Annotated in this window: 10 protein-coding genes; 3 read left to right on the plus strand and 7 right to left on the minus strand. The window is 64.7% G+C overall.

Going from position 1 to position 12,753, the window contains the following annotated elements:
* Nucleotides 1-112: 112 nt before the first annotated feature.
* Nucleotides 113-1,474 (minus strand): class I SAM-dependent methyltransferase, encoded by a 1,362-nt coding sequence (locus B4C31_RS01980; RefSeq protein ID WP_291531114.1) that lies wholly within the window; start codon nucleotides 1,472-1,474, stop codon nucleotides 113-115.
* Nucleotides 1,475-1,588: 114 nt separating this feature from the next.
* Here B4C31_RS01980 and B4C31_RS01985 point away from each other — a divergent pair, with 114 nt between their 5' ends.
* Nucleotides 1,589-1,906: a hypothetical protein gene (locus B4C31_RS01985; protein WP_278802989.1), complete on the plus strand. Its 318-nt coding sequence runs from the start codon at nucleotides 1,589-1,591 to the stop codon at nucleotides 1,904-1,906.
* A 680-nt stretch (nucleotides 1,907-2,586) separates the two neighbouring features.
* Here B4C31_RS01985 and crgA read toward each other — a convergent pair.
* Nucleotides 2,587-3,081, minus strand: a complete 495-nt coding sequence (crgA, locus tag B4C31_RS01990) for a cell division protein CrgA (RefSeq protein WP_291531115.1) — start codon at nucleotides 3,079-3,081, stop codon at nucleotides 2,587-2,589.
* 79 nt (nucleotides 3,082-3,160) lie between these two features.
* On the opposite strand from crgA, the gene B4C31_RS01995 reads away from it, so the two are divergent.
* Entirely contained in the window at nucleotides 3,161-3,913 is a 753-nt protein-coding gene (locus tag B4C31_RS01995; protein WP_291531116.1) for a DUF881 domain-containing protein, read from the plus strand.
* Nucleotides 3,910-5,025: a class E sortase gene (locus B4C31_RS02000; protein ID WP_291531117.1), complete on the plus strand. Its 1,116-nt coding sequence runs from the start codon at nucleotides 3,910-3,912 to the stop codon at nucleotides 5,023-5,025. Before B4C31_RS01995 ends, B4C31_RS02000 begins: the two co-directional genes overlap by 4 nt.
* 169 nt (nucleotides 5,026-5,194) lie before the next feature.
* Here the strand turns inward: B4C31_RS02000 and pknB are convergent, their stop codons facing one another.
* The 5 genes from pknB to B4C31_RS02025 are packed head-to-tail and all read right to left on the minus strand — an operon-like array spanning nucleotide 5,195 to nucleotide 12,750.
* The gene (gene pknB, locus B4C31_RS02005) at nucleotides 5,195-7,237 is read right to left on the minus strand and encodes a Stk1 family PASTA domain-containing Ser/Thr kinase (RefSeq protein ID WP_291531118.1); all 2,043 of its coding nucleotides are present in this window, start codon (nucleotides 7,235-7,237) and stop codon (nucleotides 5,195-5,197) included.
* Nucleotides 7,234-8,259 carry a serine/threonine-protein kinase gene (locus tag B4C31_RS02010; protein ID WP_081883163.1) on the minus strand — a complete coding sequence of 342 codons (1,026 nt, stop codon included), beginning with the start codon at nucleotides 8,257-8,259 and terminating at the stop codon, nucleotides 7,234-7,236. The genes pknB and B4C31_RS02010 overlap by 4 nt, the downstream gene beginning before the upstream one ends.
* Nucleotides 8,256-9,722, minus strand: a complete 1,467-nt coding sequence (locus B4C31_RS02015) for a peptidoglycan D,D-transpeptidase FtsI family protein (protein WP_291531119.1) — start codon at nucleotides 9,720-9,722, stop codon at nucleotides 8,256-8,258. Before B4C31_RS02015 ends, B4C31_RS02010 begins: the two co-directional genes overlap by 4 nt.
* A complete protein-coding gene (locus B4C31_RS02020) occupies nucleotides 9,719-11,146 on the minus strand; it encodes an FtsW/RodA/SpoVE family cell cycle protein (RefSeq protein WP_291531120.1) in 1,428 nt (475 codons plus the stop codon). The genes B4C31_RS02015 and B4C31_RS02020 overlap by 4 nt, the downstream gene beginning before the upstream one ends.
* Nucleotides 11,143-12,750: a BofC C-terminal domain-containing protein gene (locus B4C31_RS02025; RefSeq protein ID WP_291531121.1), complete on the minus strand. Its 1,608-nt coding sequence runs from the start codon at nucleotides 12,748-12,750 to the stop codon at nucleotides 11,143-11,145. Before B4C31_RS02025 ends, B4C31_RS02020 begins: the two co-directional genes overlap by 4 nt.
* Between the last annotated feature and the right edge of the window lie 3 nt (nucleotides 12,751-12,753).

Genomic DNA, 12,753 nt, shown 5'->3' on the forward strand with positions numbered 1-12,753 from the left:
GTCCAACAAACGGGGCGCAGTTCAGTGCGGGGGCGTCGGCTTATGGGTGCAGGACTCGCCGTGCGCCGTGTGGAGAACCAGGAGCCGGTCGAAGCTCGGCGGGCACGGCTGGTCACAGGCGTGTGGCGCGGATGATGATACGTCGCGCGTTGCGGTCGGTGGTGGCGAACAGGTAGGTGTCGCCGCCGTCCTGCAGCTTGAGTTTGCTACGCAATTGGCTGACCGACATCGGGAAGTTGCGCGTGGCGATATTGGCGTGCGTCAGCCCGGATAACCCCCGTTTGAGGTCCTTCTTGCCCATGGACATGATTGCGACCACCCGGAACGCCCGCCCCGGGAACCCCTCCACCGGCGTATCCGAGATGAGCAGGTGGCTATTCGTCGCCAGCTGCGGCACCCCGAACGCCGACGACAGGGCGTCGAAGCATCCGGCCTTCATAATCGCCGCGTTCGGTTCGTACAGGTAGCGGAACGGCAGTCCGTCGCCTGCGTTGCCGGTTGGGCCGTCTCCTACGACAGCCCCGCCATTCGTGGAATCGGTGCAGACCGCATTGGCGTTGATCGATTCGGCATTTGCTGCGCAGGTCGCAGCATCATCCGGGTGCCGGGCGGTGCCGACGGCATGGACTCCCGCGGCATCGGCCATAACCGTGAACCGTTCCGTGCCCCGCGCGGTGATGTTGACGCAGTGGACGATCACCGGCACATCCTCGACGGGCACCGCATCGGGCTGCCCGCGCAGCACCAGCAGCAGCTCCTTGCACTCGTTCGCCACCGCAACGATGTGAACCTCCCGCACCGTGCCGCGGCAATCTTCCACGGCCTTGTGCCAGTCCAGCATCGGGGATAGCTTGACCAGCACATGCCCGGCCTTGGCGGTCAGCAGGTCCAGCATGCCCAGAATGTCGGGCGTGCAGTCGGCGATGGCGAATGTGCGGCCGCCGTGCTCGTCCCTCCGTGCGGGGTCGATGACGATGATGTCCGCGTCCTCTGCCGTCGCCAGGAACGAGGCGGCGTCGGCGTTGACGACCTGCGCGTCGCCCAACTCCAGCAGATCAAGATTGTGACGGGCGATGGCGCACAGATCCGGTTGCCGTTCCACGTACACGGCTTGGGTGAAATTCCGTGCCATGGTGGAGAAGTCGACGCCGAACCCGCCGGTCAGGTCAATCAGTCGGCCACGACGTGGGGCGGGAGCTCCGTCCGGTGCCATGAGCCGCGTCGCCAGTTCGGCTTTGTACCGGGCGGTCGGCTCCGATGAACATTGCTCCATCGACAGGTGGGGAGGGTAGATGATGCCGTCGGTATCCGCCCATTGGGGCAGTTTGGTGCGGGCCGTCTGCCAACCCGCGATCTGGTCCAGCGCCCACGGCAGATCGAGATCCGGTGTGCGCTTGGCGTGCAACGCGAGATCCCGCACATTGTCCGTGCGATGGCTGCGGATGAATTCACGGGTTTGCTGGCTGATTTCCACGAGCAGTATTGTATCGGCGTCATGCGAACGGCATACGCGGCATCCACATGCACATGACGGAACGCTGATAGACGCGCGACTGTAGACGTGAGCGTGAGCGGCGCTCACATGTACATGATGAAATGGCTGACGCACCGCCACGGGTTATTGGTGGCCATACTGCACCCACATGCACACAACGGAACATGGTGGATTGTGGATAACTCTGTCCACACTTCTCCACACGGTGAGACCGTTGGTATTGGTGGATTTGTGTATAACTTTGTGGATAACTTGGGGCATTATCCACCGGTTATACCCACACTATCCCCAACTTATCCACACGGATATCCACAGATTGTGGAAAACTACACCGGTGTCGTTTGTCGCAGTCCGCCTATTGGCGGCAAGGTGAGTATTTTTGCTCAATCGTTGAGTAAAAATACTCAATGACTGAGCAAAAATACTCAATCGAATGAAAAACGCTACATATATCGGTTCTTCTGGTCTCTGTGTGGCTCGCCTCAGGATGGGTGGTGCCTCACTGCGTACGCACATGAAATCAGAGGCACCGCCCGGACCGCAACGGTAGCGGCGCCTCCAATCAGACCCAGCCGGCTTACAACGAGACCTTGTCTTGCCTTGATTCGGATGTCTTAACGAAGTTGGATTCACATAGCGGACATTTTGCGACCTGGATGCGGTGTGGCCCGTGCTCGGGGCTGTTTCGGTAGTAGCGTGGAAGCTGCAGCGTGTATCGGGCTGTGTGTATGCAATGTTCTTCGGGAGGGGGCGCGATGGAGATTGTAATCGTCGTTGTTGTGGTGGTGCTATGCGTCGCCGTATCGTGGGGGTTCAGCCTGCGTCGGCGGATGGAGTACAAGTGGAGTCAAGGAGGCTCCTTCTGACTCCACCCTGAAATCATGCGAACCGGCGTATTGTCCAACCACGAAAACCATTGGCATGCACAACTGGAAGAACCGTCAGAACCGCCAGAATTCGGAAGAGCCACCAGAATCGGCGAGCGGTTTTTAAGCGAGTTAGGTGAGTTCCGGCAATACGCGTGAGGGTCGGTGTCCGAGGACACCGACCCTCACAATACCGCCCCGGCTAGCAGGGGCGAACAACGGCGTTTAGCGCCACCACATCGTCATCAGGAAGCCGATGAGGATGATGCCCAGCGCAATGGCCAGATTCCACGCGTCGATGCCCGGAATCGGATAGTTGCCGGTCAGGTAGTAGACCACGGCCCAGATCAGACCGATGATCATGAACGCGCAGAACAGCGGTACGAACCAGCGCGGATTGGACTTGGTGCCCTTGATGGACTCCTCCACGCGACGGGTGTTCTCCGCCTGACGCTGCATCATCCGCTGCATCTGCGGGGTCAGCGCAGCCTTGTCGGCGGTGGCGTTGAGCACGGCCTCCACCTTGTCCATCGGGATGCCGAAGTCTTCGTCTTCGTCTTCGGTCCGGTCCGTCGGCGCATCCTCGGTCTCGACCGTAGCGGTTTCGGTCTCGACCGTGGTGGTCTCGTCCTCGACGACCTTGACCTGATCCTGCCAGTCTTCCTGGGCGTGCGCGTCGGTTTCGTGCAACTCTTCGTCAGCCATCAGCATAGTCTCCATTCAATAGGCTAAAAGTCATAATAGTGGGTAGACTCGAAAGCGGCCAACAGGCGTACGAAAACCTTGGGCTGGAGGACATATGGCACGGCATGGGGGCAGACACGGTGCCCGGCGGTCTTGGGCCGGGGGGGTGGCCGTATTCCTTGTCGTGGCGCTGGCCGGCTACCTGCTGATGACCAATCTGCGGGTGAACCGGACCACGCTGGTGACGGCGGATACCGCCGATCTGGTCGAACAGCGCGTGGAACAGGCCGATAAGCTGCGCACCGAGGTCGACGATCTGAGCTCGCGCCTGGCCGCATTGAACGATCTGGTGGGAACCCCGTCCTCCGATTCCGAGGAGGCCGGTTCCGGCACCACGCTGCCCGCCGTACACGGTCCGGGGGTCACGGTGACGCTCGATGATTCGCCGTTATGGGAAACGGCTGTGGACAGTTCCGGCTCGGCCACCAATATCAACGATTATGTGGTGCATCAGCAGGATATCGAAGCCGTGGTCAACGCCTTGTGGGCGGGCGGCGCCGAGTCGATGATGATTCAGGACCAGCGTGTGCTGTTCAGCTCGGCGGTGATCTGCTCCGGCAACGTGCTGCTGTTGCAGGGCAAGCAGTACTCCCCGCCGTACACGGTGTCGGCGATCGGCCCGGTGGATAAGATGCTGGCGGCGCTGGACGAGTCGGAGGCGGTGCGGACCTACCGTGAATATGTCGGCGCGTTCGGGTTGGGCTGGAAGGTGGAGACGAAGGACGACCTGCAATTTGACGAGGCGGCCGCCCTGCTGCAGCCGCTGCAGTATGCGACAGTGACGGAAACCGAAGGAGTTGAGCAATGAGACACGCATCACATCGGGGGACGGCGGCCGTCGCCGGCAAACGCCGTCACGGAGTGGTTTGGAATGTGCTCGGCGTACTGATGGAGATTCTGTTCACGCTGGCGGCGGTGTGCGCGTTGTACATCGTCTGGCAGATGTGGTGGACGGGCGTGCAGGCCGAGCATGAGCAGGTGGAGGCACGGCAGTCCGTGGCGTGGGAGAACCCCGCCGCCGACGGCGAGCAGACCAAGGTGGCCCCGAAGCAGGAGGGCGATCCGCCGGTGCAGCCGGAGCAGGCCGTGGAGGGCGATCTGATCGCGCAGATCTACATCCCGCGTTTCGGTGACCAGTGGGAGCGCAACATCGTGGAGGGTACCACGCTGGAGCAGTTGAACAAGCATGGCATGGGGCACTACACCACCAGCCAGATGCCCGGGGAGCTCGGCAACTTCGCCGTGGCGGGCCATCGCAACGGCTACGGCCAACCGCTGGGCGACGTCGACAAGCTGCAGCCGGGCGACGCGATCGTGATCCGCACCCAGGATTACTGGTACGTGTACCACTACACCGAGTATGAGATCGTGACCCCGGACCACACCGAGGTCGTTGCGGCGAACCCGGAGAGTCCCGGCGCCGCCCCCACCAAGCGGATGATCACGCTGACCACCTGCGAGCCGAAGTACACCACCGCCACGCATCGGTGGATCAGCTACGGCGAATTCGATTACTGGGCCAAGGTCTCCGACGGCGTGCCCGCCGAGCTGACGACCACCGACGAGTCGGGTGCCGTGCGTTTCGTTAACACGGAGCAGCCGACGCCCATCGAGCAGCTGGGGTCGATGCAGCCGGTGGTGATCGCGGCGCTGATCGCCTACGTGGTGCTGTTCATCGCGGCGGCCGTGGCCTGGCGCTGGCCGGTGCTGCGCGAGATGCGCGAGGGTGTCCGCCCGCGCCCGGACGTCAGCTTCTACGGCTGGCTGCTGCGGCACCAGCCCGGCGTGATGCCGATCCGATGGCTGTTGGTGCTGCTGTTGGCGGTTGCGGCGGCCGGTGCGCTGCTGGAATGGGGATACCCGTGGTTGGCCGCGAACATCCCGTTCCTGCGCGACATGTCGAACTACGTGGCCGTGTAGCCGGCCGAACGGACGTGTCCGGCTCACGGTGCGTAATCGAAGGATAGGGCCTCCTCGTACGTGATGCGGGTGAAACCGGGCTGTCACTCAAACTAAGGGCCTCCCGCACACGTGACGCGGGAGGCCCTACGCATATCCGCAACGACGTATCGCCGCTACTGCGCCGCCGTTACGGCTGTCCCTGCTGCTGACCGTGGCCGGGGTCGTCGTCATCGTCGCCGGTGGACGATGACGCCTTGGTGGTGACGGTGATCGTGGACCCCTTGTCGACCTGCTGGCCCATCGAGGACACCTCGGTCACAATGGCGGTGTCGTCATCCGGGCCGTTCACACTCACCGTGAACCCGAGTCCCTCCAGCTGCTGGCGCACCGTGGCCAGCGTGTCCGAGCCGGTGGAGAAGGTCGGCACCGTGACCTGCTCCTTGCCCAGCGAGACCCAGACGCTGATGTTGGCGCGCTGCTCCACGGTCGAACCGGAGCCGGGGTCGACGCGGGTCACCGAACCGGCGGCGATGGTATCGGAATACTCGGACTGCAGCGTGATGCTGAAGTTGTAGTCGCCGGTCAGGATCGACCGCACCTGGTCCTCGGTCTGGCCCACCAGGCCGTCCGGAACCGTGGTGTTGCCCGAGGAGATGTACAGGGTGATCAATGTGCCCTCGTCAACGCTGGTGCCTGCAGCCGGGTCGGTGCGCGTGACGCGGTCCTGCTCGACCTTGGGGCTGTCCTCGGTGCGCGTGGCGGACGCCACCTTGAACCCGGCGTCCTCCAGCATCTGCCGGGCCTCATCCTGCGAGCGGTTGGACACGTCCGGTACGTCGGTGGAATCGGGACCATCGGAGAAGTAGACGGTCACGGTCGACCCCTTGGGCACCGAGGTGCCGCTCTCCGGATCGGCGTGGGTGAATGTGCCCGCATCCTCGGTGGATTTGGTATCCGTCGCTTTTTTGCAGACCAGCCCGGCGTCCTCGATGGCCTGACAGATGCCGGTCTCGTTCAGCGAGGAGTTCAGTTCGGGCACCGTAACCATCTCGACCGGCGGCGTGCGCAACGCGAACCACCAGACGCAGAATATCGCGATCACGGCCACCACGGCAGCAATCACGCCGCCGATGATCAGCTGGCGCTTGCGCCGGGCCTTGGCCGCTTCGGCGCGCTGTTCGGCCCGGGTCTTGCCGGTTTGCGGCGTCACCTGCTCGAACTGGCCGGTGACCGGGTTGAATGCCTGCGTGGCCTGTCCCTCGGCGGTCGGGTTGAGCGCCACCGTGGCCGCATCCTGCTCGGCCTGACGACGCGCCTTCATATTGGTCAGATCGGTCAATGGATTGAACGCGGCCGCCACCGGCACGCCGCCGTTCATGAAGGTCAGCAGGTCGTTCTTGAACTCGGCCGCCGTGGCGTACCGGTTCTGGCGGTCCTTGGCCATCGCCTTGGCGCAGATCGAATCCCACATCTTCGGCAGGCCCGGCACCACGGCGCTCGGCGGCGTCGCCACCTCGGAGACATGCTGGTAGGCGATCGCCACCGCGGAGTCGCCGGTGAACGGCGGCCGGCCGGTCAGCATCTCATAGAGCACGCAACCGGCGGAATACAGGTCGGAGCGCATATCCACGGTCTCGCCGCGCGCCTGCTCCGGGGAGAGGTACTGCGCGGTGCCGACCACGCCCTGCGACTTGGTCATCGTGGCGGCGGAATCGTCCAGGGCGCGGGCGATTCCGAAGTCCATGACCTTGACCACGCCCTGCTCGGAGATCATGATGTTGCCGGGCTTGATATCGCGGTGGATTACGCCCATGCGGTGCGAATACTCCAGCGCGTTCAGCACGCCGAGCATCACCTGTTCGGCGTCGCGCTGGCTCAGCGCCCCGTTGACCTTGATAATGTCGCGCAGCGTCTGGCCCTTGACGTACTCCATCACCAGGTAGGGCACGCGCTCGGTGCCGCCGTTGGCGGTGGGGATGTCCTCCTCGCCCGAATCGTAGATGCTCACGATGTTCGGGTTGTTCATCTGCGCCACGGCATGCGCCTCACGGCGGAACCGGGAGAGGAAGATCTGGTCGTTGGCGAAATCGGCACGCATGACCTTGACCGCCACGGTACGACCGAGGCGGGTGTCAAGCGCCACATAGACTTCGGCCATGCCCCCATGGCCGATGGACTGACCAAGCTGGTAACGCCCCTGTGCCAGCGAGTCGGGCATCATGCTGCTCATGCGTGTTCCCTCCGGTGTGCGGGCTCGTCGGCGTCACGGCCGCCGGCCCAGTTGTTGATGATGGATGCCACGGGCGAGGCGCCTGTGGTCGATGACATGCGAAAGATGGTTTCCGCCGCGTGCGGGGCGCTGAACACCCGCCGCGGGATGCGGCTGTTCGGCGGCAATGTCATGGTCTCGGCCGCCGCGGTCTGCTGGTCGAGCAGCCGCCGCTCGATGCGGGTCATCGTGCGTGCGACCACCAGTGCGTCCGCGGGGCGGTCCCGCGGGTCCTTCTCCAGCATCGACATGACGAACTGCCGCAGTTGCAGGTCCACGGAGTCGGGCAGCGGCGGCACCGGATTGTTCACGTGCGCGGCCGCGATGTCGACCGGTGTGGCCCCGGTGAACGGACGGTGCCCGCACAGCCCCTCGTAGGCCACCACGCCCAGCGAGTAGATGTCCGACTGCGGGGTGGCCTGCTGCCCCTGCGCCTGTTCGGGGGAGATGTACTGCGCGGTGCCGACCACCATGCCGTCCTGGGTGATCTGCTCCTGATTGGTGGAGTAGGAGACGCCGAAATCGGTGATCTTGACCTCGCCGGTATCCGACACCATGATGTTCGCCGGCTTGACGTCGCGGTGGATCACGCCGTGCGAATGGGCCACGAACAGGCCGCGCGCCGTCTGCGCGAGGATCGGCAGCAGCTCGATCGGGTCCATCGCGCCCCTCTCGTGGTACAGGTCGGCGAGCGAGGCGCTCGGCACGTATTCCATGATGAGGAACCCGATGCCGTCATGCTCGTAGTATTCGAACAACGCCGCGATGTTCGGGTGTGCCAGATTGGCGGAGTTGTGGGCCTCCGCGCGCAGACGGCGCAGTTTGGCCTCCGTGTCCGAGGTGTCGCGCCGCAGCGCCTTGATGGCCACCGGGCGGCCGAGCTGGATGTCGTAGCCCTTCCACACTTCGCCCATGCCGCCCTGGGCCAGTCGGCTGTCCAGGCGGTATCGGCGATGGATGAGCTGTCCTTCGATCAGTTTCATTGCTTCAATGCCTCCTGCATCATCGCGCGCATCAGCGGCCCCGCGGCGTGCGCACCGTAATCGTTGACGTTGTGCACCACCACGGAGACGGCGATCTGCGGGTCGTCCGCAGGGGCGAATCCGATGATCCACGCGTCGTTGGCCTCGTTGCTCTCCCCGATCTGCGCCGTGCCGGTTTTGGCCGCGATGCTGACGCCGTCGATGGCCAGCGACGGGTTCTCCGCCGGGATGACCTGCTCCATCATCTGGGTGAGCTTGTTGGCGGTGTCGGCGCTGAACGCCTCGGACATCTTATGCGGGTAGGTCTCCGATATCACCGACAGGTCGCTGGCGCGCACGCGGTCCACGATGGTGGGTTCCATCAGCGTGCCGTCGTTCGCCACGGCCATGGCGACCATCAGGTTCTGCAGCGGCGTGGACAGCGTGTCTCCCTGGCCAATCGAGGCGAGGGCCAGCCGGTCGTCGGTCGGGTCCTCGGGGAAGCTGGAGGCCGCCGCGTAGGTGGGGGAGCCGGTGGCGGTGGAGCCGTCGATGAGGATCTGGTCGTCGTAGCCAAGATTCTCCGCCATGTCCCGGATGGAATCCGCGCCGAGGCTGACGCCGAGCTGGGCGAAGGCGGTGTTCGACGATTGCGCCAGGGCGTCCTGCAGCGTGATCTTGCCATCGGTGCCGTTCCCGGCGGCCGTGGCGTTGGTCAGGTCGGTGCTGGTGCCGGGCAGCGTGTAGCTGGCGCCTGCGGGGATCTCCGTGTCGGGCTGGTAGTCACCGGTTTCGAGCGCCGCCGCGGCCACGATGACCTTGAACGTGGAACCCGGCGGGAACAGCTGGGAGGTGGCCCGGTTGAGCATGGGGTTGGTCTGCTGGGAAACCAGGTCGGTGTAGGCCTGGTTGGCTTGGTTGCCGTCGTGCACGGCCAGCTGGTTCGGATCGTAGCTGGGGGTGCTGGCCATGGCCAGGATGCGCCCGGTTTTGGGATCGCTGGCTATGATGGCGCCCTCCTTGCCGTCCAGGAGCTGATAGGCGAGCTGCTGCAGCGTGGGGTCGATGGAGGTCTCCACCGACGCACCCTGCGATTGGTTGCCGGTGAAGGTGTCCTTGAGCTGCTGCCAGAACAGGGAATCGGCCTGGCCGTTGAGCTGTTCGTTGCGCGACGCCTCGATGCCGCGGTCCACGCCGTGCGTGATGGAGAAGTATCCGGTGATGGGCGCGTAGACCGGCCCGTTGGTGTAGGTCCGCTGGTAGGAGAACGGGTCGTTGACCGGGTCGGATTGGGCCAGCACGGTGCCGTCGGAGGCCAGGATCGCGCCGCGGGGCGCGCCGATGGTGTGGTACAGCATGCGCGTGTTGCGCGAATCCGCGTTCAGGTCGTCGGCCTTGATGGCCGTGATGATGGTTGTGGACAGTCCGAGGATCACGAACAGCGCGACGACCGCGGTGAACAGCTGACGCAGGGCCTTGTTCATGCCGCACCTCCCGTCACCGAACGCGGCCGGGCGATGGGCTGCGTGGCGGCCTCGCGCTCCTTGAGCTCATGTTCGCGCAGCACGGCCAGCGCCTCATACTGGAAGGTGTCGGTGCTCACCTCGGGCTCCGGCTTGTTCGCCGCATTGGAAATGACAATCAGCAGTGCGGCCAGCAGGTAGTTGGCGATCAGGGAGGATCCGCCCGCGGCCATATAGGGCATGGTCAGGCCGGTCAGCGGGATGACGAGCGTGATGCCGCCGACCACGGTGAACACCTGGAAGGCCATCGTGAACACCAGACCGGAGGCCAGCAGCTTGCCAAACCCGTCCTTGATGCGCATGGCGGTGATCAGCCCGGATGCGATGACCAGCAGGTACAGCATCAGCACCGCCAGCAGGCCGGTCAGGCCCAGTTCCTCGCCGAGCGAGGCGTAGATGAAGTCGGAGTTGGCCAGCGGGGTCAGCGAGGGGTGTCCCTGGCCCAGTCCGGTGCCGAGTAATCCGCCCGAGGCCAGTCCGAACAGGCCGCTGACAATCTGCGCCGAACCGCCGGGGTACCGGTCGTAGATCTCCTGGTCGAAGGGGCGCAGCCAGGCGTCGACGCGGTAGCCCACATGGGCGAAGATCTGGGCGGCCAGCACGGCACCCGCCGCGAAGGCGATCACGCCGATGATGATCCAGCTCTTGCGGCCCGTGGCCACGTACAGCATCGAGACGAACATGGCGAAGAACATCAGCGAGGTGCCCAGATCATGCTGCAGCACCAGCACGCCCATCGACGCGAGCCACACGATGATGATCGGACCCATGTCCTTGATGCGGGGCAGCTGCAGCCCGAGGAACTTCCTGCCTCCGACCGCCAGCTGGTCGCGGTGGTCGAACAGGTACGCCGCGAAGAAGAACGCCAGGAACAGCTTGGCGAACTCGCCCGGCTGGATCGTGCCCAGGCCGAAGATGTTGATCCAGATGCGGGCGCCCTGGATCTCCATGCCCAGACCGGGGATCATCGGGGAGAGCAGCAGCACCAGACCGACCACCATGCTCACGTAGGAGAACCGTCGCAGCACGCGGTAGTCGCGCATGAACACCACCAGCAGACCGCACAGCACCAGCGCCAGGCACATCCAGATCAGCTGGCGGAACGCCACCGCGGTATCGGCCGCCTGGTCGATGCGCGCGATCATCGCGGTACCGATGGCGGTGAGCAGCAGCACGCAGGGCATGATGGTCTGGCTGGCGTAGGGCTGGAAGCGGAGCATCAGCCCCCACAGCACCAGGTACAGGACCATGCCCGCGCCCAGCATCAGCGCGTACTGCACGGGGAACGAACCGGTGGTGCGTTCGAACATCTGGAAGAACGCGAGCAGGCTGATGGCCATGGCCAGCAGCAGCAGGGCGATCTGACGGAAGCGGATGGCGATCATCGCTCGCCTCCGTCCTGTTGCTCGGAAGTCTTAGTGCCGTTGGACTTAGAATCGGCGGACTTGGCGTCGTCGGTCGTGTCGCCCTTGGTGTCGGTGTCCGTGGCTTCGGTGTCCGTGGTCTTGGCATTCTCGGACGACTCGTCATCGTCCTGCGACTGTTGCGCCAGCGAACGGCTCTCCTGCTCGATCTGCTCGGCATGGGCGCGTGCGTCGTCAAGATCGTCGAACACAATGCCGCGGTCCAGCTGCGTCCGCCAGTTCTCGGGCAGATCGTCAACGTCCAGCCCGGTGCGTTCCACCGGATGGGAGAGCTCCAGCCCGAACAGGTTGGTGGGCACGCCCTGGTAGATGGCCATCTGGCCATCCGCGACGCCGAGATAATACTGGGTCTGCGACCACAGATACCCGCCTACGGCGGCGCCGGCCAGCGCGATCAGCATCGCCACGATACCCAATGCGATGAGTATGCGCGCGCGGACCACCTTGGCACGGGAGATGCGCTCCCGCTTGTCATGCTCACGGTGGATCGCCTTGGCCACGTCGGGATCGTTCGGGTCGGCGGTCAGGCGTCCGTCGCGCTTCTGCACCACGGGGATTTCGCCGGTATCGGGCTCCTGCAGGTCCCCGGTCTCCTCACGGACCGTGGACGGCTGCACGGTATGCTGCACGGCGGCCTCATGCGCCTCCTGCGTCAGCGCGGCCGCACGCTGGGCCGGCGAATCCTTGCCGCTGCGCAGCGCGGGGGCGGTGGACACCGGTTCGTTGATGATGTCGGCGATCGGCTCCAGACTGGCGCTGGCGGCCCCGCCCACCAGCGGCGTCTGATGCGGCAGGTCGAAGGCGTCGGCGTCCAACGCCAACGTGGCGTCGGCGATCACCGCGGTCACATTGTCGGTGCTGCCGGCCCGCAGTGCCATAGCCACGAGCTGTTGCGCGCATTCGCCCTGATCGGCGACCGTGGACAGGATCTCCTGGATGGTGGAATCCTCCAGCACGCCGCTCAGACCGTCCGAACACAGCAGCCAGCGGTCGGCCGCGTGGGCTTTGCGGATGGCGATGTCGGGCCTCGGGTCGATGTCGAAATCGCCGAGCACGCGCATGACCACGTTGCGCTGTGGATGGTTGCGCGCCTCGGCCTCGGTGATGCGGCCGGTGTTGATGAGATGCTGCACGTAGCTGTGGTCCTGGGTCATGCGGATCAGATGGCCGTCGCGCAGCAGATAGGCGCGGGAGTCACCGATATGCGCGAGCACCCAGTACCCCTCCACCAGCGCGACCGCCGTCACGGTGGTGCCCATGCCGGCCAGTTTGCGTTCGCGTTTGGCCTTGCCGACGATGGCGTCGTGCGCGGCCAGGACTGAGGTCTCCATCATCGTGGCGCAGGAATGGACGTCCAGCTTGGTGTCGTCGCGTTCGATATGCGCCAGCGAACGGATCGCAATCGTGGAGGCCGTGTCGCCGCCGGCGTGGCCTCCCATGCCGTCGCAGATGGCCACAAGATGCTCACCGGCGAACGATGAGTCCTGGTTATTGCTGCGGACCGTGCCCACATCCGAAACGGTGGTGGAATACAGGAACAACGATTGCGAAGTATCGGAAGGCAAGAT

The sequence above is a fragment of the Bifidobacterium sp. UBA4282 genome, from assembly GCF_002394995.1.
Lineage (GTDB): Bacteria > Actinomycetota > Actinomycetes > Actinomycetales > Bifidobacteriaceae > Bifidobacterium > Bifidobacterium pullorum_B.